We start from the raw sequence: 17,629 nt of genomic DNA, 5'->3' as shown, positions 1-17,629 counted from the left end.
ACTATGTTCAATAAAATCCTGATTGCCAACCGGGGCGAGATTGCTTGCCGGGTGATGGAAACCGCTCAGAAAATGGGCGTAACTTGCGTGTCTGTGTATTCTGATGCCGATGCGTCGGCCAGGCATGTGCAGATGGCGGACGAGGCTGTTCATATTGGTGGTGCGGCGCCGGCTGAGAGCTATCTCAAGGGCGACGTGATCATTCAAGCCGCGCTCGATACCGGGGCGCAGGCGATCCATCCGGGTTATGGATTTCTCTCGGAAAACCCCGATTTCGTGGATGCGGTCGCGGCGGCTGGCCTGACCTTCATTGGCCCTTCGGCGGATGCGATCCGCAAGATGGGTCTCAAAGACGCGGCCAAGGTATTGATGGAGCAGGCGGGCGTGCCGGTTGTTCCGGGGTATCACGGCGACAATCAGGACCCCGAGCATCTGGCGGGTGCGGCCGACACGATTGGCTATCCGGTCCTGATCAAGGCCGTCGCGGGTGGCGGTGGCAAAGGTATGCGGCTGGTCGAGCGGCCCGCAGATTTTACCGAGGCATTGGACAGCGCCCGGGGTGAGGCCCGCACCGCCTTTGGCAATGATGCTGTTCTGGTCGAGAAATTCGTCTCCAAGCCCCGCCATATCGAGGTTCAGGTGTTTGGCGACGGTACCCATGCGGTGCATCTGTTTGAACGCGACTGCTCGCTGCAACGGCGGCACCAGAAAGTGATTGAAGAAGCGCCGGCCCCGGGCATGACCGTTGAGATGCGCGACGCGATGGGCCAGGCGGGCGTGCGTGCCGCCGAGGCCATCGGTTACAAAGGCGCGGGGACGGTTGAATTCATCGTGGATGCCTCGGACGGGCTGCGTCCGGACCGGTTCTGGTTCATGGAGATGAACACGCGTTTGCAGGTTGAACACCCGGTGACCGAGGCGATCACCGGCGTCGACCTCGTCGAATGGCAGTTGCGTGTTGCAGCGGGCGAGAGCTTGCCTAAGAAACAGAGTGACCTGTCGATCCTGGGCCACGCATTCGAGGCACGGCTGTACGCTGAGGACGTGCCAAAGGGCTTTCTGCCGGCGACCGGTACACTGACCCATCTGCGCTTCCCGGCAGCATGCCGCGCCGATAGCGGCGTGCGCGCGGGTGACACAATCAGCCCCTGGTACGATCCGATGATCGCGAAGGTGATCGTGCACGGCCCCACACGCGCTGTCGCATTGGAACAGCTGCACCGCGCCCTTAAAGGCACCGAGGTTGCTGGGACGGTCACGAACCTTGGCTTTCTGGGCGCACTGACACGGCATCCTGGCTTTGCGGCCGGTGATGTTGATACTGGCCTGATTGGTCGCGATCTGGACGCGCTGGCCGGTGCAGTGCCGATCCCGGCGTCTTCGATCGTCGCGGCCGCGATGACAGCTTTGGAGCTGGTGGATACCGATGAGGAAACCGGGTTTTCGCTATGGGCCCCATTGCATCGCGCGGTCCAGTTGCGGGCAGGTGATGATATTGATCTGGACGTTCAGGTAGAAGGTCAGAACCGTCAGGTCTGGCAGGTCGGAGAACACACGATCCTTGCCCAGCGCGGTCCGGGCGGTTGGATGATCGGCGGAGCCCCTATGCCGCGCGTGTCTGTCTCGGGTTCGCAGATCACAGTTTTTGAAAACTATGGTCAAGTCCTGGAAATTGTTGATCCATTGGACCGCGATGCTGATGCCGCTGGCGACACCAATGTGATTGAGGCCCCGATGCCGGGTCTGGTCAAAGCAGTCTTTGCGCAGGTGGGTCAAGCCGTGCAGGAAGGCGACCGGCTGGCAATCCTTGAGGCCATGAAAATGGAACATTCCCTGCTGGCCGCCCGTGACGGTATCGTTGCCGAAGTGCTGGCGGATGCCGGGGCGCAGGTCGAGGCTGGGGCCGCGTTGGTCCGGCTGGAGGAGGAATGAACTGTCCCCTTTTCGAACAACGTGGCACAATCGGATCGAATGCGGCAATCAGAGAAGGACACAGCAATGGGTGAACGGGTCGAAATCTTCGAAGTGGGTCCGCGCGACGGTCTGCAAAACGAAAAGCGCGAAATTGCCGTGGCGGAAAAAGTGGCGCTGGTCGATTGCCTGAGCAAGGCTGGTTTCAACCGCATCGAAGTGGCCAGTTTTGTCTCGCCAAAATGGGTGCCGCAAATGGCGGGCAGCGCGGACGTGTTGGCCGGGATCAAACGGGCCGACGGCGTCCGGTATGGAGCGCTGACACCAAATATGCAGGGATACGAAGACGCTTTGGCCGCAAAGGCGGATGAGATCGCGGTATTCGCTTCGGCTTCGGAAGGGTTCTCAAAAGCCAATATCAACGCGACTATTGAAGAATCCATCGACCGCTTTGCCCCGATTCTTGAAGCTGCGCGCCACATCGACCTGCCGGTACGTGGGTATGTGTCCTGCGTGACTGATTGCCCCTATGACGGACCAACGCCGCCTGAGAAAGTGGCTGAAGTTGCGGACCGGCTGTTCTCGTTGGGATGTTACGAAGTATCGCTGGGGGACACGATCGGGCAGGGCACGCCCGACACCATTGCCCATATGCTGCTGGCCGTGCGCGAACGCGTTCCGATGACGCGGCTGGCGGGGCATTTCCACGACACCAACGGACGGGCCATCGACAATATCGACGCTGCGCTGGCGCTGGGCGTTCGGGTGTTCGACAGCGCCGTTGGAGGTTTGGGTGGGTGTCCTTACGCGCCGGGCGCTGCCGGAAACGTCGCCACCGAAGCTGTTGTGGCTCATTTGGAGCGGCTTGGATATCAGACTGGCCTCGACCTTGCGGTCATCGAAGAGGCCGCGCAGATGGCACGCGCCATGCGATCCCAGTAAGGAGCAGACATGTTTGAAACGATTGCGGTGACCACGGACGCGCGTGGTGTGGCCACTCTGACCCTGAACCGTGCCGACAAGCACAACGCCATGTCGGCCCAGATGATCACCGATCTTACGCAAGCCGCGCACCAGCTTGGAACCGACGACGCCGTGCGTGTTGTTGTACTGACCGGTGCGGGCAAAAGCTTTTGTGCTGGCGGTGATCTTGGGTGGATGCAATCTCAGATGGCGGCAGAATCCGAGACCCGGTTTGTCGAGGCGCGTAAGCTGGCCGAAATGTTGCAGGCGCTGAACACGTTGCCCAAACCGCTAATCGGCGCGATCCACGGCAATGCCTTTGGCGGCGGTGTGGGATTGGCGTCGGTTTGTGACGTAGCGATCGGAGTGGAAACGGTCAAAATGGGGCTGACAGAGACCAAGCTGGGGCTGATCCCGGCCACGATTGGCCCCTATGTCATCGCCCGCATGGGCGAAGCCCGCGCGCGGCGCGTGTTCATGTCGGCCCGGGTCTTCGAAGCCGCAGAAGCTGTAGAGCTGGGCCTGCTGGCCAGAATTGTGCCCGCTGCCGATCTGAATGATGCGGTTGAGGCCGAAGTCCTGCCCTATCTTACCTGTGCACCCGGCGCGGTGGCATCGGCCAAGCAATTGGTTCGCCAGCTGGGGCCGCGCATTGACGATGCCGTGATCGACCACACGATCCGCGAGCTGGTTGACAGGTGGGAAACCGAAGAGGCCAAGGAGGGAATCGGCGCATTCTTTGAAAAAAGAAAACCTGCATGGATTAGTAAGGTTTAGGCGCCACTTGTGAAGTGGACGCGATTGTGTGGGTGGCCTTCCGTGACAGAGCTTCGATAAGTCGAATATTAACCCCCTGTGCGTTTGTGTTCGGTTGACCCTCTGACCCCGCAGGGATAGAGAATGTCCAGTCAACACGCCAATTGACGGCGCTCCCTTTAAGGGTATGCGCAGGAAAGGAGCTGTACGTGGAAGACCTATTGCGGGAGTATCTCCCGATTCTGGTGTTTCTGGCCGTAGCTGTGGGCCTTGGAATCGTTTTGATTCTGGCGGCAGTCGTTCTGGCGGTCCGCAATCCCGACCCCGAGAAAGTCAGCGCATATGAATGTGGTTTCAACGCGTTCGATGATGCGCGGATGAAGTTTGACGTCCGGTTCTATCTGGTCGCGATTCTGTTCATCATATTCGACCTGGAAATCGCGTTTCTGTTCCCCTGGGCTGTCGGCTTCAAGGACATCAGCGATGTTGGCTTCTGGTCCATGATCGTGTTCCTGGGCGTTCTGACCATCGGCTTTGCCTATGAATGGAAGAAGGGGGCCCTGGAATGGGAGTGATGACGGGTGCAAACACCGCCGGCGTCGACAAAGAAGTCGCCACCCAGGCCCTGAATGCCGAGCTGCAGGACAAAGGGTTTCTGCTGACCTCGACCGAGGACATCATCAACTGGGCCCGCACCGGATCGTTGCACTGGATGACTTTCGGTCTGGCCTGCTGCGCGGTTGAGATGATGCACACCTCGATGCCGCGTTACGACGCGGAACGGTTTGGCATCGCGCCCCGTGCTTCCCCCCGTCAGTCAGACGTGATGATCGTGGCAGGCACCCTGACCAACAAAATGGCACCGGCACTGCGCAAGGTCTATGACCAGATGCCCGAGCCGCGCTATGTGATCTCAATGGGCTCATGCGCCAATGGCGGCGGCTATTACCACTACTCCTATTCAGTCGTGCGTGGCTGCGACCGTATTGTTCCAGTGGACATCTACGTCCCCGGCTGCCCACCGACCGCTGAGGCGCTGTTGTACGGTCTGATGCAGTTGCAACGCAAAATCCGCCGTACCGGCACCATCGTGCGCTGAGGAGGGGGTTGATGAGCGAAGCACTCAAAGAACTCGGCACCCAGCTGGAGTTGAAGCGAACTGATTGTGTTCTGTCCTGGGACGTAACCCATGGTGAGTTGACTGTAGATGTGGCGCTGTCGAACGTTGTGGAGTTCATTGAATTCCTGAAGTCTGACCGCAGCTGCCAGTTTTCCACGCTCGTCGATATCACCGGCGTCGACTACCCGGAACGGGCCAAGCGTTTTGACGTGGTTTATCACTTCCTGTCGATGTATCAGAACCAGCGCATCCGCCTGCGGGTCTCGATCCGCGAAGAGGACATGGTGCCCTCAATCGTGGACGTACATCCATCGGCCAACTGGTTTGAGCGCGAAGTGTTCGACATGTTCGGCATCTTGTTCTCAGGCCACCCGGATCTGCGGCGCATCCTGACCGACTATGGATTCCGTGGCTATCCGCTGCGCAAGGATTTCCCAACCACAGGATACACCGAAGTTCGATATGACGAGGCCCAAAAGCGGGTTGTGTATGAGCCGGTGTCGCTAGTCCAGGAATACCGTCAGTTCGATTTCATGTCCCCGTGGGAGGGCGCGAATTACATACTGCCGGGTGATGAAAAGCAGGATGCTGAATAATGGGTGGCATTTGGTGGCTGATCCTGTCTGCGCTGACCATCATCCCGATGGTGAAGATATTGCCGTTTTTCGGGATCAATAAATTCTGGTGCCTTCTTTGTCTGGTTCCATTCGGCACGATCGCGTTGCTGTGGTGGGTCGGGCTGAAACTACAAGAGTTGGAGCGCCGATAAGATGCTGATGCTGCTGGGGGAACTGATCGCTTTGGGTGCGCTGGGGGTCTTGCTGGCAGGGGCTGCGGCCAAGGCTGTCGAAGCGGAAAAGGTCCGGGTTCGGGCTGATGCGAAAAAGAAACGGGGGCGTTGATGGACGGCTCAAGATACGATGACGGCAGCACTGACGCGCTGAGCGGAGAACAGAAGATCCGCAATTTCAACATCAACTTCGGCCCGCAACACCCTGCGGCGCACGGGGTTTTGCGTCTTGTGCTCGAGCTGGACGGCGAGATCGTTGAACGCTGTGACCCGCATATCGGCCTGCTTCACCGTGGCACCGAAAAGCTGATGGAAAGCCGAACGTATCTGCAAAACCTGCCGTATTTCGACCGTCTGGATTATGTGGCGCCAATGAACCAGGAGCACGCCTGGTGTCTGGCCATCGAAAAGCTGACCGGCGTCGAGGTGCCGCGTCGCGGCTCGTTGATCCGGGTTTTGTATTCCGAGATCGGGCGTATTCTGAACCACCTCCTGAACGTGACGACACAGGCGATGGACGTTGGCGCGTTGACTCCGCCGCTGTGGGGCTTTGAAGAGCGTGAAAAGCTGATGGTGTTCTACGAGCGTGCCTGCGGTGCCCGCCTGCACGCGGCCTATTTCCGACCCGGCGGTGTCCATCAGGACCTGCCGCCGGAACTGCTGGACGATATCGAGACGTGGAGCCACGAGTTCCCCTCTGTTCTGAATGATATCGATGGTCTGTTGACCGAAAACCGCATCTTCAAGCAGCGCAATGCCGATATTGGTGTCGTGACCGAGGATGACATCCAGAAATACGGCTTCTCGGGCGTGATGGTGCGTGGATCGGGTCTGGCATGGGACCTGCGACGCGCGCAGCCCTATGAATGCTATGACGAGTTCGAGTTTCAGATCCCCGTCGGCAAAAACGGTGACTGCTATGACCGTTACCTGGTCCGAATGGAAGAGATGCGTCAATCGCTGTCGATCATCCAGCAGGCCATTGTCAAAATCCGTGACTGCCCCGGTGACGTCCTGGCACGCGGCAAGATCACTCCGCCGAAACGTTCGGACATGAAAACCTCGATGGAAAGCCTGATCCACCACTTCAAGCTTTACACCGAAGGTTTCCACGTCCCTGCAGGTGAGGTTTATGCCGCCGTCGAAGCCCCAAAGGGTGAGTTCGGAGTCTATCTGGTTGCAGACGGCACCAACAAACCCTACCGCGCCAAGCTGCGCGCGCCAGGCTTCTTGCACCTGCAAGCCATGGACCATATTGCCGGGGGGCACCAACTAGCCGACGTCGCCGCGATCATCGGCACCATGGATGTCGTGTTCGGAGAGATTGACCGGTGAGACGCCTTGTTTTGATCCTGGCGCTTGCAGCCGCCACACCGTTGCAGGCCGCCTCGACCCATTCGACGGCAAAAGTGCTTGAAGTGATGCGCGAAAACGGCTGCCGGCTGGATGTATCGCGCGCCGAGGAAGCCTTTTCTGCCCATGACTTGCGACCAGAAGATGTCAGCGCTGTGATAAACTCCTGGGCTGAACAGGGGTTGGCCGGGCTGGACGGTTCTGTATTCGAGATCGCGCCTGCGATTTGCGGTGCGCACGGGCTGGCTTCCGAGGATGCGGCGGGCCGTGCCGATGCGCTTTATGATTTTGTACGTCTGAACGGGTGCCGCATGGTCGAAGAAGAGGCCCAGATCAAATTGCGCCCCGCTGGTTTCACACAGGCCGAAACGTCTGACCTGATTGCCCGCCTTGTCGATCAAGGTCGCGCGCATCAGGAAGACCCCTATATTATCGTTATCGGAGATGCCTGCTAATGCTGCGCCGTCTGCACCCCGAACAACCTGAAAGCTTTGCCTTCACCGCAGCCAACCAGCAGTGGGCCACAGCACAGATCACTAAATACCCCGATGGCCGTCAGGCCAGCGCGGTCATTCCGCTTTTGTGGCGCGCGCAGGAACAAGAGGGTTGGCTTAGCCGTCCGGCGATTGAATCCGTTGCCGACATGCTGGGCATGGCCTACATCCGGGTGCTCGAGGTTGCGTCGTTCTACTTCATGTTTCAGTTGCAACCGGTTGGATCTGTCGCGCATATTCAGGTCTGCGGAACGACCTCCTGCTTGATCTGCGGGTCCGAAGACCTGATCGCGGTCTGCCAGGAAAAGATCGCCGCCAAACCGCATGAGCTTTCAGTTGATGGTAAATTGAGTTGGGAAGAGGTGGAATGCCTTGGGTCCTGCACCAATGCGCCGATGGCGCAGATCGGCAAGGACTATTACGAAGATCTGACCGCTGACAGTTTTGGCAAGATCATTGACGATCTGGCCGCAGGCAAGGTGCCGACACCGGGTCCGCAGAATGGCAGATACGCGGCAGAACCGCTGAGCGGTCTGACCAGCCTCACGGACTACGATGCCGGAAAACCGCAGTACAATGCCAGTGTTGAACTGGCCGAAGAACTTGGTGATACGGTCAAGCGCATCGACGGGACCGAGGTTCCGATCCTGACGCCATGGCTGGGCAAAGACGGCAAGGCTGCGGCGACCAAGGCCGCTCCAAAGCCACCAAAGGCGCCGGCACCCGCCAAACCCGCCGTGAAGCAGGCGGAAGAGGCAAAGAAGGCGCTGATCAAAGAGGATCAGCCCGAAACTTTGACCGCCGCGCGGGAGGGGAAAGCGGATGACCTCAAGATGCTGAAAGGTGTTGGCCCCAAGCTTGAACAGACGCTGAACGAACTTGGCTTTTTCCACTTTGACCAGATCGCAGCATGGACGCCGGAACAGGTGGCCTGGGTAGATGCGCGGCTAAAATTCAAGGGCCGGATCGAGCGGGACGGTTGGATCGAACAAGCAGCCCAACTGGCGACAGGCGAAGAAACCGAATTTGCAAAACGTGCCAAAGAAGACGGCACCTACAAAGACTGAATAGGACGGTGCCCGTTCAGGGCATCAAGGTGAGATGGACAAAGAAAAAGAACAGGCCATGGCCCGCAAGGGCAGACATATCGGGGTGGTCATCGCGGTGACCATGCTGTTGTGGCTTGCCATTTCGTTGTTCATCGGCCCGGCACTGGGATTGCCCGGGCGCTATGCGCTGCTGTTTGATTTCGCCGCTTTGGCGGCTTTTATCTATGCGGGCGTGAACATTTTTCAACTCTGGCGCATGCGTCAGGACAGCTGAAGGTAAGACATGATGCTGAAGGATCAGGACAGGATCTTTACCAATATCTACGGGATGCATGAGCGTACGCTGAAAGGCGCGCAGACCCGCGGGCATTGGGACGGCACAGCTGGCCTGATCGGAAACGGGCGTGACTGGATCATCCAGACGATGAAGGACTCAGGGCTTCGCGGTCGCGGCGGTGCTGGTTTTCCCACCGGCTTGAAATGGTCGTTCATGCCCAAAGAAAGCGACGGTCGCCCAGCCTATCTGGTTGTGAACGCGGACGAATCCGAGCCCGGTACCTGCAAGGACCGTGAGATCATGCGCCACGATCCGCATACGTTGATCGAAGGTTGTTTGATCGCGTCTTTCGCGATGAATGCGCATACCTGCTACATCTATCTTCGCGGTGAATACATCCGCGAGCGGGAGGCGCTGCAGGCCGCAATTGATGAGGCATATGATGCGGGATTGCTGGGCAAGAACGCTGCTGGGTCGGGTTGGGATTTCGACCTGTTTCTGCATCACGGGGCCGGGGCGTATATATGCGGTGAGGAAACAGCCCTGATCGAAAGCCTTGAGGGCAAGAAGGGCATGCCGCGTATGAAACCTCCGTTCCCGGCGGGGGCGGGCCTCTATGGCTGTCCGACCACCGTGAACAATGTGGAGTCTATCGCCGTTGTGCCGACCATCTTACGGCGTGGTGCCGACTGGTTTGCCGGTTTTGGCCGCCAAAACAACGCGGGCACCAAACTGTTTGCAATATCGGGCCACGTAAACAATCCCTGCGTAGTAGAAGAGGCGATGTCGATCCCGTTTGAGCAACTGATCGAAACGCATTGCGGCGGCATTCGCGGTGGATGGGACAACCTGCTGGCGGTGATCCCCGGTGGTTCTTCAGTGCCTTGTGTGCGCGGTGAAGACATGCGCGACGCCATCATGGATTTCGACCACCTGCGCAATGATCTGGGCTCGGGCCTTGGGACGGCGGCGGTGATCGTGATGGACAAATCCACGGACATCATCAAAGCGATCTGGCGGCTGTCGAAGTTCTACAAACATGAAAGCTGTGGTCAGTGTACTCCTTGCCGCGAAGGCACCGGCTGGATGATGCGCGTGATGGACCGTCTGGTGCGGGGTGAGGCCGAACTGGAAGAGATCGACATGTTGTTTGACGTGACCAAGCAGGTCGAAGGCCACACAATCTGTGCTTTGGGCGATGCGGCAGCCTGGCCGATCCAGGGCCTGATCCGCAACTTCCGCGAAGAGATTGAAGACCGTATCAAGGCCCAGAAATCGGGCCGTATGGGCGCGATGGCGGCGGAGTGATCAAGTTGCGGGATATCGGATCAAACCCAAACCAAGTTGAGATCAGGGAGTTGAACTAATGGAAACTTTTGCTGAGTATTCACATGCAATCGCATCCCTCGTGGTCTTTACGTTGATCATTCTGGCGCTTGCGCCTTTTTCAGCGCTGGCCAAACAGAGCAAGGGCTTGGCTCCCGGGGCGACGCCTGAACAGGACTATTCCGACAAGGCGTATCGTCTGAACCGGGCGTATCTGAACGGGACCGAGACGTTGCCGGCCTATGTCGCTGTCACGGTCGCGGCCATGTTGCTTGGGGTCAGCCCGTTTTGGGTGAACCTATTGGCATCGGTCGCTCTGATTGCGCGCATCGTCATGCTGGTTATTCACATGCATGGTATTGGACAACCGCACAGCGGCGTTCGGTCCGTATCCTACGTTGTCGGATGGGCCTGCATGGTTGTGATGGGCTTCATGGCATTGGTGGCGGCGTTCTAATGGAAAAGAAAGGTACTTATCCGTTGACTGGATCAAAATTCAGGATGGGACGTGTGGTGCTGACCGCCGCCTTGGGTGCTGCAGTTTTTGTCGCGGCCTGCGGCACGTCGTCCAGTGACCGAATCCTCTTTGATGGCAAAGCCTTCCGGGCCAAAGCGAAAGCTGTCGACAAGAAGAACGCGCCCACGGATTTCACTGTTGTGGTGAACGGCGTGTCCGCGTCTTTGGATGGCGCGCGCGAAGCGGGAAGGCATGAAGGAACCAAATTCTGTATCGACGCCTTTGGGACTTCAAAAATCAACTGGAAAGTCGGACCCGACACCGAGCCGCAAAACCTGCGCATTACCGACAATAAATTGACCTTTGCAGGAACCTGCCAGCGACCATGATGCGGTTTTTTGCATATCAGCCCATGACGCAGGACGTGTTATTGAATAGCACTCCGGCACCGGATCGTTTTGGCCTGTCCAAAACAAAAGGATTTGTCATGTCTGGTGTGAAACTGCTTATTGCGTTGTCTGTTCTGACGTTCCCTGTCGCGGTCGAGGCCAAACCGCCCTTGCGCGAAGTCAAAGAGATTGACGACGAACTCTATTACATCGCTATCGCAAACGAGATTTCGGATTACTGCCCGTCGATCAGCGGGCGCAGGTTGAAGGCGATTGGCGTGATGTGGGGGCTCAAGTCCAAAGCGAACAGTCTGGGGTATTCGGACGGCGAAATCCGCGCTTACGTGGAATCGGATGCCGAAAAGGACCGGATGCGTGCCAAAGGCGAGACGTATCTGGCCGCGAACGGTGTGTCTTATGACAATCCCAAATCTTTCTGCACGCTGGGGCAGTCAGAGATTGAAAGAAACAGCGCCATTGGCGTGTATTTGAGGGCGAACTAGACCATGTCTGACCTCCGCAAAGTGAATATCGACGGGCAGGAAATCGAAGTCGATGGTGCGATGACGCTGATCCAGGCCTGTGAACAGGCCGGGGTCGAGGTGCCGCGCTTTTGCTATCACGAGCGTCTGTCGATTGCCGGGAATTGCCGGATGTGTCTGGTCGAAGTTGTTGGCGGCCCGCCCAAACCTGCAGCGTCGTGTGCGATGCAGGTACGCGATCTACGCCCAGGGCCGGAAGGACAGGCGCCCGAGGTCAAGACGAACTCGCCCATGGTCAAGAAAGCCCGTGAAGGGGTGATGGAGTTCCTGCTAATCAACCACCCGCTGGACTGCCCGATCTGCGATCAGGGTGGCGAGTGCGATCTGCAGGATCAGGCGATGGCGTATGGTGTGTCGGGCTCGCGCTTCAAGGAAGCCAAGCGCGCCGTAGACGATCTGGATCTGGGGCCGCTGGTCGGAACCGCGATGACCCGCTGCATCAGCTGCACCCGTTGCGTGCGCTTTACGACCGAGGTCGCCGGGATCACACAGATGGGTCAGACCGGGCGCGGGGAAGATGCCGAGATCACCTCGTACCTGAACCAGACGCTGGATTCGAACTTGCAGGGAAACATAATTGACCTGTGCCCAGTTGGAGCTCTGACCTCGAAGCCTTATGCGTTCACAGCGCGCCCGTGGGAACTGACCAAGACCGAGAGCATCGATGTCATGGACGCCGTGGGTTCGAACATCCGGGTCGATACCAAAGGGCGCGAAGTGATGCGTTTTCTGCCGCGCAACCATGACGGCGTGAACGAGGAATGGATCAGCGACAAGACCCGGTTTGTCTGGGATGGCCTGCGTCGCCAGCGTTTGGATAAGCCTTACGTACGTGAAAACGGCAAGCTGCGACCGGCTTCGTGGCCCGAGGCGTTGACCAAGGCGGCCGAGGCGCTGAAAGGGGCTAAAAAGCCGGCCGGACTTATCGGTGATCTGGCTCCGGTCGAGGCTGCTTTTGCGCTGAAGCAGGTGATCGAAGGGCAGGGCGGTGTTGTTGAATGCCGGACTGATGGGGCCAAACTGCCTGCAGGCAATCGCGGGGCCTATGCCGGGACGGCAACGATCGAGGATATCGATGCGGCAGAACGTATTCTACTGATCGGAACGAACCCACGCGACGAAGCTCCGGTTCTGAACGCGCGTATCCGCAAGGCCTGGGCACATGGCGCCGAGGTGGCTTTGGTCGGGCCTGCAGCCGATCTGACTTACGCGTATCACCATATGGGAGAAGACCGCGCAGCATTGCAGAAGGTCCTCGACATGGGCGGCGATGATGAGATCAAGGGCAAAGCCTCGCTGGTCATCGTCGGGCAGGGTGCTTTGCTTGAGGCGGATGGTGCAGCTGTCCTGGCCGCAGCGCAAGCCATTGCGGCCAATACCGAAAGTGGACTGCTTGTTCTGCATACCGCGGCCTCTCGCGTGGGTGCGATGGATGTGGATGCCACCAACGAAAATGGCATGGATGCCGTAAGTGCGGCTGACGTGATCTACAACCTCGGCGCGGATGAGATCGAAATCGGCGAAGGGGCCTTTGTGATCTATCAGGGCAGCCACGGTGATCGCGGCGCGCATCGTGCCGACGTGATCCTGCCGGGTGCCGCATACACCGAGGAAAACGGGCTGTTCGTGAATACCGAAGGCCGACCACAACTGGCGATGCGGGCTGGATTTGCCCCCGGTGAGGCCAAGGAAAACTGGGCCATCCTGCGGGCTTTGTCAGCGGAATTGGGCGCAACACTGCCCTTCGACTCACTTGCGCAACTGCGTACTGCTTTGATCGAAGCCGTTCCACATCTGGCCCAGATCGACCAAGTGATTGAGAATGAGGTCCAGCCACTGGATGTCGGTCCTCTGGGTCAGGCTACGTTCCGCGCTGCGGTTAGAGACTTCTACCTGACCAACCCGATTGCACGGGCGTCGCAACTGATGGCCGAGCTGTCCGCTCAGGCGCAGGCACGGAACGCCGGGAAGATCGCGGCGGAATGAATACAGCACGTTTCATATCGCTTTCAGAAGCCAACACCGCCGCCTGCGGTGTGGGGATCAGGGAATTGCGCATGAAACGCAATGAAAAAGGTAGCGCGAAGGCTGTAGATGCTATTTACACCTACGCGCCGACCAAACCGCAATATGCGCAGGCACTTGGCCTGAACATCACGCGCGGAAAACGGAATACCCACGGTGTGAGGACCAATGGCTGATTTCTTTAACACCCCAGGCGGAATAGCCATCACCATTCTGGCGCAAGTGATTGCCGTTGTTGCCTTTGTGATGATCTCGCTGTTGTTCCTTGTCTACGGCGACCGCAAGATATGGGCGGCTGTTCAGATGCGCCGCGGCCCTAACGTGGTTGGTGTCTATGGCCTGCTGCAATCTGTGGCCGACGCTCTGAAATACGTGGTCAAGGAGGTGGTCATTCCCGCCGGGGCCGACCGCACAGTGTTCATACTTGCTCCGCTGACCTCATTCGTATTGGCGATGATCGCCTGGGCTGTGATCCCGTTCAACGATGGTTGGGTGCTGTCGGATATCAACGTCGCCATCCTGTACGTCTTCGCCGTATCCTCGTTGGAAGTTTATGGCGTAATTATGGGTGGTTGGGCATCGAACTCAAAGTACCCGTTCCTCGGATCACTGCGCTCTGCCGCGCAGATGATTTCTTATGAAGTCTCCATCGGTTTGATCATTATCGGCGTAATCATCTCGACCGGTTCGATGAATTTCGGCCACATTGTCGAGGCGCAGGACGGTCGGTTCGGTTTCTTCAGCTGGTACTGGCTGCCGCATTTCCCGATGGTCTTTCTGTTCTTCATCTCGGCGTTGGCCGAAACCAACCGGCCACCTTTCGACCTGCCCGAAGCGGAATCGGAACTGGTCGCCGGTTACCAGGTCGAGTACTCGGCGACACCCTTCCTTCTGTTCATGGCGGGTGAATACATCGCTATCTTCCTGATGTGTGCGCTGACCACGCTGCTGTTCTTCGGCGGCTGGCTGTCCCCGATCCCAGGTCTACCGGACGGCGTGCTGTGGATGGTAGCCAAAATGGCGTTCTTCTTCTTCCTCTTCGCGATGGTCAAGGCGATCACGCCCCGCTACCGCTATGACCAGCTGATGCGGTTGGGCTGGAAAGTCTTCCTGCCGTTCTCGCTAGCCTGGGTGGTCTTTGTGGCCTTCGCGGCGAGGTTCGACTGGTTCTGGGGCGCGTTTGCCCGTTGGAGCGTAGGGGGATGAGGATAAGTCTTCTAAATCTGTTGGTGGCTTGCACGGTGGCTGCTGGAAGCGGTCCTGTCGCGGCTGATAAAGCTGAGCCATTGGAGCTGCGGAACATGCTTGATTTGGCACGCGGGTTCTGTGGATCCGAAATTGACGCTGTATCCGCTATCGACGATAAGGTTCTAGGCATTCTCGCAAATAACACAGGTGGGTTGGACCCGAGGGTTGATGTGGACCAGCATTCTGCCTTCGATAAGTTTGCCATTGGTGCCCTTGTTAACGCGATCCAGGTTGGCGACATGGCGGTTTATCGGAGCCACCTAGCCAATGGTGATCCGATTTCAGAGGGGATGCACAACAAATCTATCGCTTTGTTGGGTCTGGTTGATTGCCTTTGGATCACACAGGAAGACCGTGCTCACTTGGAAGAGTTCGTCAATTGGGGAATCGAAAACGGTGAGTTTCCGAGCGATATGAAGGTGGATCAGTTGCTGAGCGCGACAGATATGTCGGAATGCACGCGTATGAGAGAGTTTGACCGTCGCACATTAGCGCTCGATCCTGATACGCCAGATATCGTGGATCAGATGTCGGCGATTGCAGAAGACACAATTGGACGCTGCGAGAAGGATTCCTAAGCCATGACCCAAATCGATTACACTCGTGCCGCCAAATACTTCCTTCTGCAAGACTTCTGGGTCGGCATGAAACTGGGACTGAAGTATTTCTTCGCCCCCAAAGCCACCATCAACTACCCGCACGAAAAAGGCCCTCTCTCCCCACGCTTTCGTGGTGAGCATGCCCTGAGACGTTACTCGAACGGCGAGGAACGCTGCATCGCCTGCAAACTCTGCGAGGCGATCTGCCCGGCGCAAGCCATCACCATCGACGCCGAACCGCGCGAAGACGGCAGCCGCCGTACCACGCGGTATGACATCGACATGACCAAGTGCATCTATTGCGGTTTTTGCCAGGAGGCCTGTCCGGTCGATGCCATCGTCGAAGGTCCGAACTTTGAATTCGCGACAGAAACCCGCGAAGAGTTGTTCTACGACAAGGAAAAACTGCTGGATAACGGCGAACGCTGGGAAGCCGAGATTGCCCGCAATCTGGAAATGGACGCGCCGTACAGATGAGTGACACGCCCCAAAATCCGTTCGACCTGATGATGAAGCAGGCGCAGGACATGGCCAAGGCGATGAACCCGGCGATGGAGAATTTCTCGCCCAAGGGGTTCGAGGCGCTGTGGCCGACCATGCCCAAAGAGGTCATGGAAATGATGTTCGGCAACACCGTCAACAAGGACGGACTGGATGCCAAGACCCGCCTGCTGCTGACGCTGGCCGGACTGACTTGTCAGGGCGCGCAGGCGGATGCGGCGGTGCGTCAGACCGTGCGCCATGCGCTGGAGGCCGGTGCCAAGAAACAAGAGATCGTGGAAACGATCGGTCAGATGTCGGTCTTTGCCGGCATCCCGGCCATGACCCGCGCGCTGGAATTGGCGCAAGAGGTCCTGGGCGACAACGAGGATGAGGATCAATGACCGTCTTTGCCTTCTACCTGTTTGCCATCAGCGCCATCACCGGCGGGCTGTTTACGGTGATCAGCCGTCAGCCGGTGCATTCGGTGCTGTGGCTGATCCTGTCCTTCCTGTCTTCGGCGGGGCTGTTTGTGTTGCTGGGTGCCGAGTTCGTAGCGATGCTGCTGATCATCGTCTATGTCGGCGCGGTCGCGGTGCTGTTCCTGTTCGTGGTGATGATGCTGGACGTGGACTTTGCCGAGCTCAAGGCCGAGATGGCGCGCTATATGCCGCTGGCCCTGTTGATCGGTCTGGTCATCCTGATGCAGTTCGTCATGGCCTTTGGGGCATGGGACAGCGCGCAGGGTGCAGCGGCCAATCTGGCACAGCCGATCCCGGTGGACCGGCACAACACCGAGGCCCTAGGTGTTATCCTTTATGATCAATACTTCCTTCTGTTCCAACTGGCGGGCCTGATCCTGCTGGTGGCCATGATAGGCGCCATTGTTTTGACGTTGCGCCACCGAAAGGACATCAAGCGTCAGGACATCGTCGGCCAGATGATGCGCGACCCGGCCAAGGCGATGGAGTTGAAGGACGTGAAACCGGGGCAGGGGTTGTGATCAGAAGATCTTTAATATCTGGGTTTGCGTTGATGCTTTGGACCGGAAGCGCAATAGCTGAGTGCGGACTTCCAAACTGGTTTAGAGACGCGTTAGGCCGCGCTCCTATGACAACCGGCGATCAATGCCGGTTCGAAAATGCGGGCAATTGGAGATGGACTACGGAAGGCGGGCCAGTTACCGCGTTTGGGGGTTCACTCGTTGCCCAAAAGCTTACCACCTTCGGGTGTGGCAAAGATGAGGAAATTCGGGTCTCTGATTGTGAGACAGGGGAATTAGTTACTTTTTTTGGAACGACTTGTGGTGGCCCGATTCTGACAATCCCTTTCAGCACCGTCGAGTGTTTTGATCGTACGGATGGCCTACTGCAAATGTCTCAGTCTTCGACTTTGTCACAATTGGCTGAATCTGCTGAACGAAATGGAGTTCAATTCAGATCTGAGACTATTTCTGAGCAGTTCGAGGATTTCCCCATTAATCGCAGACCAAAAGCAAATTGCGGCTGCAAACTCTACTACCCCGACTCGCCAGGAGCGAAGCTATGATCGGACTTGAACACTATCTTACGGTCGCGGCGACGCTGTTCGTCATCGGCATCTTCGGTCTCTTCCTGAACCGCAAGAACGTCATCATCCTGCTGATGAGCATCGAACTGATGCTGCTGGCGGTGAATATCAACCTCGTGGCGTTTTCCAGTTTCCTCGGCGATCTGGTCGGGCAGGTGTTCACGCTGTTTGTACTGACCGTGGCGGCGGCCGAGGCGGCGATCGGGCTGGCCATTTTGGTTTGCTTCTTCCGCAACCGTGGCACCATCGCGGTTGAAGACGTCAATATGATGAAGGGGTAA

The 17,629-nt window shown here is 58.0% G+C and carries 24 protein-coding genes; all 24 read left to right on the top strand.

Translation table 11 applies throughout. From position 1 onward, the window contains the following. Positions 1 to 3 precede the first annotated feature (3 nt). The 24 genes from AC2FFH_RS00725 (at position 4) to nuoK (ending at position 17,629) form a co-directional block, all read left to right on the top strand. A complete protein-coding gene (locus AC2FFH_RS00725) occupies positions 4 to 1,932 on the top strand; it encodes an acetyl/propionyl/methylcrotonyl-CoA carboxylase subunit alpha (RefSeq protein ID WP_496843530.1) in 1,929 nt (642 codons plus the stop codon). 66 nt (positions 1,933 to 1,998) lie between these two features. Beyond that, complete coding sequence (locus tag AC2FFH_RS00720) at positions 1,999 to 2,853, top strand: hydroxymethylglutaryl-CoA lyase (RefSeq protein ID WP_496768031.1); 855 nt, start codon at positions 1,999 to 2,001, stop codon at positions 2,851 to 2,853. A 9-nt stretch (positions 2,854 to 2,862) separates the two neighbouring features. Next, positions 2,863 to 3,651 (top strand): crotonase/enoyl-CoA hydratase family protein, encoded by a 789-nt coding sequence (locus AC2FFH_RS00715; RefSeq protein WP_496768033.1) that lies wholly within the window; start codon positions 2,863 to 2,865, stop codon positions 3,649 to 3,651. A gap of 188 nt (positions 3,652 to 3,839) precedes the next feature. Then, a complete protein-coding gene (locus tag AC2FFH_RS00710; RefSeq protein ID WP_058274389.1) occupies positions 3,840 to 4,205 on the top strand; it encodes an NADH-quinone oxidoreductase subunit A in 366 nt (121 codons plus the stop codon). After that, positions 4,196 to 4,729 carry a NuoB/complex I 20 kDa subunit family protein gene (locus AC2FFH_RS00705; RefSeq protein WP_037307875.1) on the top strand — a complete coding sequence of 178 codons (534 nt, stop codon included), beginning with the start codon at positions 4,196 to 4,198 and terminating at the stop codon, positions 4,727 to 4,729. The genes AC2FFH_RS00710 and AC2FFH_RS00705 overlap by 10 nt, the downstream gene beginning before the upstream one ends. Positions 4,730 to 4,740: 11 nt before the next feature. Continuing rightward, on the top strand, positions 4,741 to 5,346 hold the full coding sequence (locus tag AC2FFH_RS00700) for an NADH-quinone oxidoreductase subunit C (RefSeq protein ID WP_496843529.1): 606 nt from the start codon (positions 4,741 to 4,743) through the stop codon (positions 5,344 to 5,346). After that, the gene (locus AC2FFH_RS00695) at positions 5,346 to 5,519 is read left to right on the top strand and encodes a hypothetical protein (RefSeq protein ID WP_058274391.1); all 174 of its coding nucleotides are present in this window, start codon (positions 5,346 to 5,348) and stop codon (positions 5,517 to 5,519) included. The genes AC2FFH_RS00700 and AC2FFH_RS00695 overlap by 1 nt, the downstream gene beginning before the upstream one ends. Before the next feature lies 1 nt (position 5,520). Then, complete coding sequence (locus AC2FFH_RS00690) at positions 5,521 to 5,652, top strand: hypothetical protein (RefSeq protein ID WP_255415356.1); 132 nt, start codon at positions 5,521 to 5,523, stop codon at positions 5,650 to 5,652. Then, a complete protein-coding gene (locus tag AC2FFH_RS00685; protein ID WP_496768037.1) occupies positions 5,652 to 6,875 on the top strand; it encodes an NADH-quinone oxidoreductase subunit D in 1,224 nt (407 codons plus the stop codon). Before AC2FFH_RS00690 ends, AC2FFH_RS00685 begins: the two co-directional genes overlap by 1 nt. Next, complete coding sequence (locus AC2FFH_RS00680) at positions 6,872 to 7,348, top strand: hypothetical protein (protein WP_496768039.1); 477 nt, start codon at positions 6,872 to 6,874, stop codon at positions 7,346 to 7,348. The genes AC2FFH_RS00685 and AC2FFH_RS00680 overlap by 4 nt, the downstream gene beginning before the upstream one ends. Then, positions 7,348 to 8,454: an NADH-quinone oxidoreductase subunit NuoE gene (gene nuoE / locus AC2FFH_RS00675; RefSeq protein WP_496843527.1), complete on the top strand. Its 1,107-nt coding sequence runs from the start codon at positions 7,348 to 7,350 to the stop codon at positions 8,452 to 8,454. Before AC2FFH_RS00680 ends, nuoE begins: the two co-directional genes overlap by 1 nt. Positions 8,455 to 8,488: 34 nt before the next feature. Beyond that, positions 8,489 to 8,710, top strand: coding sequence for a DUF5337 domain-containing protein (locus AC2FFH_RS00670; RefSeq protein WP_496843526.1), 222 nt, complete (start codon positions 8,489 to 8,491; stop codon positions 8,708 to 8,710). A gap of 12 nt (positions 8,711 to 8,722) precedes the next feature. Next, positions 8,723 to 10,021 carry an NADH-quinone oxidoreductase subunit NuoF gene (nuoF, locus tag AC2FFH_RS00665; protein ID WP_058274474.1) on the top strand — a complete coding sequence of 433 codons (1,299 nt, stop codon included), beginning with the start codon at positions 8,723 to 8,725 and terminating at the stop codon, positions 10,019 to 10,021. Positions 10,022 to 10,079: 58 nt separating this feature from the next. Next, complete coding sequence (locus tag AC2FFH_RS00660; RefSeq protein ID WP_496843525.1) at positions 10,080 to 10,496, top strand: MAPEG family protein; 417 nt, start codon at positions 10,080 to 10,082, stop codon at positions 10,494 to 10,496. Next, positions 10,496 to 10,885 carry a hypothetical protein gene (locus AC2FFH_RS00655; RefSeq protein WP_496843524.1) on the top strand — a complete coding sequence of 130 codons (390 nt, stop codon included), beginning with the start codon at positions 10,496 to 10,498 and terminating at the stop codon, positions 10,883 to 10,885. Before AC2FFH_RS00660 ends, AC2FFH_RS00655 begins: the two co-directional genes overlap by 1 nt. Further along, positions 10,882 to 11,388, top strand: a complete 507-nt coding sequence (locus AC2FFH_RS00650; RefSeq protein WP_496778105.1) for a DUF5333 domain-containing protein — start codon at positions 10,882 to 10,884, stop codon at positions 11,386 to 11,388. Before AC2FFH_RS00655 ends, AC2FFH_RS00650 begins: the two co-directional genes overlap by 4 nt. 3 nt (positions 11,389 to 11,391) lie before the next feature. Then, on the top strand, positions 11,392 to 13,413 hold the full coding sequence (nuoG, locus tag AC2FFH_RS00645) for an NADH-quinone oxidoreductase subunit NuoG (protein ID WP_496768051.1): 2,022 nt from the start codon (positions 11,392 to 11,394) through the stop codon (positions 13,411 to 13,413). 71 nt (positions 13,414 to 13,484) lie between these two features. Continuing rightward, entirely contained in the window at positions 13,485 to 13,628 is a 144-nt protein-coding gene (locus tag AC2FFH_RS00640; protein ID WP_496768052.1) for a hypothetical protein, read from the top strand. Next, positions 13,621 to 14,658 carry an NADH-quinone oxidoreductase subunit NuoH gene (gene nuoH / locus AC2FFH_RS00635; protein WP_496768054.1) on the top strand — a complete coding sequence of 346 codons (1,038 nt, stop codon included), beginning with the start codon at positions 13,621 to 13,623 and terminating at the stop codon, positions 14,656 to 14,658. The genes AC2FFH_RS00640 and nuoH overlap by 8 nt, the downstream gene beginning before the upstream one ends. Positions 14,659 to 14,753: 95 nt before the next feature. After that, positions 14,754 to 15,278, top strand: a complete 525-nt coding sequence (locus AC2FFH_RS00630) for a hypothetical protein (protein WP_496843523.1) — start codon at positions 14,754 to 14,756, stop codon at positions 15,276 to 15,278. A 3-nt stretch (positions 15,279 to 15,281) separates the two neighbouring features. Continuing rightward, positions 15,282 to 15,776 (top strand): NADH-quinone oxidoreductase subunit NuoI, encoded by a 495-nt coding sequence (nuoI, locus tag AC2FFH_RS00625; RefSeq protein ID WP_496843522.1) that lies wholly within the window; start codon positions 15,282 to 15,284, stop codon positions 15,774 to 15,776. Continuing rightward, a complete protein-coding gene (locus AC2FFH_RS00620; protein ID WP_281994869.1) occupies positions 15,773 to 16,183 on the top strand; it encodes a carboxymuconolactone decarboxylase family protein in 411 nt (136 codons plus the stop codon). The genes nuoI and AC2FFH_RS00620 overlap by 4 nt, the downstream gene beginning before the upstream one ends. Next, positions 16,180 to 16,782 carry an NADH-quinone oxidoreductase subunit J gene (locus AC2FFH_RS00615; RefSeq protein ID WP_281994868.1) on the top strand — a complete coding sequence of 201 codons (603 nt, stop codon included), beginning with the start codon at positions 16,180 to 16,182 and terminating at the stop codon, positions 16,780 to 16,782. Before AC2FFH_RS00620 ends, AC2FFH_RS00615 begins: the two co-directional genes overlap by 4 nt. A 541-nt stretch (positions 16,783 to 17,323) precedes the next feature. Beyond that, positions 17,324 to 17,629 carry an NADH-quinone oxidoreductase subunit NuoK gene (gene nuoK / locus AC2FFH_RS00610; RefSeq protein WP_005984024.1) on the top strand — a complete coding sequence of 102 codons (306 nt, stop codon included), beginning with the start codon at positions 17,324 to 17,326 and terminating at the stop codon, positions 17,627 to 17,629.

It is taken from the genome of Ruegeria sp. YTSC003 (genome assembly GCF_059609785.1).
This window is presented reverse-complemented; position numbering and strand designations above follow the sequence as displayed.

Excerpts from the sequence above, each read along its gene's own strand:
- AC2FFH_RS00700 (WP_496843529.1), top strand. The coding sequence starts at position 4,741 with ATGAGCGAAGCACTCAAAGAACTCGGCACCCAGCTGGAGTTGAAGCGA.
- AC2FFH_RS00725 (WP_496843530.1), top strand. The coding sequence starts at position 4 with ATGTTCAATAAAATCCTGATTGCCAACCGGGGCGAGATTGCTTGCCGG.
- AC2FFH_RS00720 (WP_496768031.1), top strand. The coding sequence starts at position 1,999 with ATGGGTGAACGGGTCGAAATCTTCGAAGTGGGTCCGCGCGACGGTCTG.
- AC2FFH_RS00690 (WP_255415356.1), top strand. The coding sequence starts at position 5,521 with ATGCTGATGCTGCTGGGGGAACTGATCGCTTTGGGTGCGCTGGGGGTC.
- AC2FFH_RS00695 (WP_058274391.1), top strand. The coding sequence starts at position 5,346 with ATGGGTGGCATTTGGTGGCTGATCCTGTCTGCGCTGACCATCATCCCG.
- AC2FFH_RS00630 (WP_496843523.1), top strand. The coding sequence starts at position 14,754 with ATGCTTGATTTGGCACGCGGGTTCTGTGGATCCGAAATTGACGCTGTA.
- nuoG (WP_496768051.1), top strand. The coding sequence starts at position 11,392 with ATGTCTGACCTCCGCAAAGTGAATATCGACGGGCAGGAAATCGAAGTC.
- nuoF (WP_058274474.1), top strand. The coding sequence starts at position 8,723 with ATGCTGAAGGATCAGGACAGGATCTTTACCAATATCTACGGGATGCAT.
- nuoK (WP_005984024.1), top strand. The coding sequence starts at position 17,324 with ATGATCGGACTTGAACACTATCTTACGGTCGCGGCGACGCTGTTCGTC.
- AC2FFH_RS00715 (WP_496768033.1), top strand. The coding sequence starts at position 2,863 with ATGTTTGAAACGATTGCGGTGACCACGGACGCGCGTGGTGTGGCCACT.
- AC2FFH_RS00670 (WP_496843526.1), top strand. The coding sequence starts at position 8,489 with ATGGACAAAGAAAAAGAACAGGCCATGGCCCGCAAGGGCAGACATATC.
- AC2FFH_RS00660 (WP_496843525.1), top strand. The coding sequence starts at position 10,080 with ATGGAAACTTTTGCTGAGTATTCACATGCAATCGCATCCCTCGTGGTC.
- AC2FFH_RS00650 (WP_496778105.1), top strand. The coding sequence starts at position 10,882 with ATGATGCGGTTTTTTGCATATCAGCCCATGACGCAGGACGTGTTATTG.
- AC2FFH_RS00685 (WP_496768037.1), top strand. The coding sequence starts at position 5,652 with ATGGACGGCTCAAGATACGATGACGGCAGCACTGACGCGCTGAGCGGA.
- AC2FFH_RS00705 (WP_037307875.1), top strand. The coding sequence starts at position 4,196 with ATGGGAGTGATGACGGGTGCAAACACCGCCGGCGTCGACAAAGAAGTC.
- AC2FFH_RS00640 (WP_496768052.1), top strand. The coding sequence starts at position 13,485 with ATGAAACGCAATGAAAAAGGTAGCGCGAAGGCTGTAGATGCTATTTAC.
- nuoI (WP_496843522.1), top strand. The coding sequence starts at position 15,282 with ATGACCCAAATCGATTACACTCGTGCCGCCAAATACTTCCTTCTGCAA.
- AC2FFH_RS00620 (WP_281994869.1), top strand. The coding sequence starts at position 15,773 with ATGAGTGACACGCCCCAAAATCCGTTCGACCTGATGATGAAGCAGGCG.
- AC2FFH_RS00655 (WP_496843524.1), top strand. The coding sequence starts at position 10,496 with ATGGAAAAGAAAGGTACTTATCCGTTGACTGGATCAAAATTCAGGATG.
- AC2FFH_RS00615 (WP_281994868.1), top strand. The coding sequence starts at position 16,180 with ATGACCGTCTTTGCCTTCTACCTGTTTGCCATCAGCGCCATCACCGGC.
- nuoH (WP_496768054.1), top strand. The coding sequence starts at position 13,621 with ATGGCTGATTTCTTTAACACCCCAGGCGGAATAGCCATCACCATTCTG.
- nuoE (WP_496843527.1), top strand. The coding sequence starts at position 7,348 with ATGCTGCGCCGTCTGCACCCCGAACAACCTGAAAGCTTTGCCTTCACC.